Annotated in this window: 2 protein-coding genes and 1 pseudogene; all 3 read right to left on the reverse strand. The window is 65.0% G+C overall.

Going from position 1 to position 1,148, the window contains the following annotated elements:
* Positions 1–265 (reverse strand): annotated as a pseudogene (locus TVH25_RS21325) (hypothetical protein); the annotation flags it as partial.
* Positions 266–476: 211 nt separating this feature from the next.
* Complete coding sequence (locus tag TVH25_RS21330; RefSeq protein WP_422425416.1) at positions 477–701, reverse strand: hypothetical protein; 225 nt, start codon at positions 699–701, stop codon at positions 477–479.
* On the reverse strand, positions 698–1,148 hold a 451-nt coding region (locus TVH25_RS21335; protein ID WP_422425417.1), incomplete at its 5' end, for a hypothetical protein. The genes TVH25_RS21330 and TVH25_RS21335, both read right to left, overlap by 4 nt.

Genomic DNA, 1,148 nt, shown 5'->3' on the forward strand with positions numbered 1-1,148 from the left:
GTGGGGGTGGTGGGCTATACGCCGGGGCACTCGGAGCGCCCGGGGTCGCGGACTGTGCCGGGACGGTAGGTGTGGGGGTGCCGGCCTGCTGCTCTTCCTCGGTACCGCCGGAGAGCGCGGACATGATGCCGGCCACCACGACGAGCGCGAGGATCACGAGGAGCACGATCTTCACGCGGCTCTTCTTCGGTGGCTGCTGCCGGTACTGCTGAGGCGGTCCCCAGCCGGGAGCGGGTTGCTGGTTCGGGTCGTAATGGTCGGACATGTGAGGGGTGTCCTTCCGGTCGTCGTGTGGATCAGGAGCAGGTGGTGCCAACCAGGAGCATGGAGATGAGGGTCATCCAGTTCCAAGTCTGCGGGGGATAGCTGTCATGCGCTCGTCGTTCTGTTGGTAGGCGGAGGGGGTTAGGGTTTCCTAGTCTCCCCCTACCGAGTGGTAACGTCCTCCCGCTATCGACCCCAGAATCGTTCCGCGGTCAGGTACGTGTAGCCAAGGCTTTTGACATGGCCTTCCACTTCGCGTGCTCAAGTAGCCCGAGGAACTGGGTCACGTCGAGCCCTTCACCATCGGAGGTCCGGGACCACAGCACAACCTCGGCGGCGCCGCTGGGTAGCAGGATCTCCGCGATCTCGATACGCGAGACGATCCGTACGTCCTGCGGTAGCAGGTCATCGATGGAGTCAGGCTTCTCGTCGCTCATGGCACCACCCAGATCACGAGGAGGGCAGCACTAATCAGGAGCAGGAACGCTGCCAGGATCAGGGCTCTGCGATGGTTGTCCCTCTGTGATGGGATGCCGCGGGTCCTCCGTGGGCGTACCTCCGGGAAACTCGGCGTCGTCCTCTCCGCCCGTCCCTCTTCCGAGCCCTCCACCCATGCGACTACCTTCCTGTAGTGCTCCTCGTTTTCGCTTATCCACTCCTCGCACTGCTCGTACGCCTCCTCCTGAGTCTGGAACCTTCTGACGTTCCGCGGCGCGAACCGGTCGCACGCGATCCATACGCGCGTGGAGAACCGATAGACGTGATACCGCTTCCGCGCTTCCCGCTCCTCTGAGCAGACCAGCTGGTCGCCCCCCAGCGGGGCTCCGTACGCCCCGCCGGGTAACCGTGGTGCGCCCCCCCCGCCGGCCCCCGCCAAGTGGCAA

This window comes from Rhodococcus sp. 7Tela_A2 (assembly GCF_049311045.1).
Classification (GTDB): Bacteria; Actinomycetota; Actinomycetes; order Mycobacteriales; family Mycobacteriaceae; genus Rhodococcus.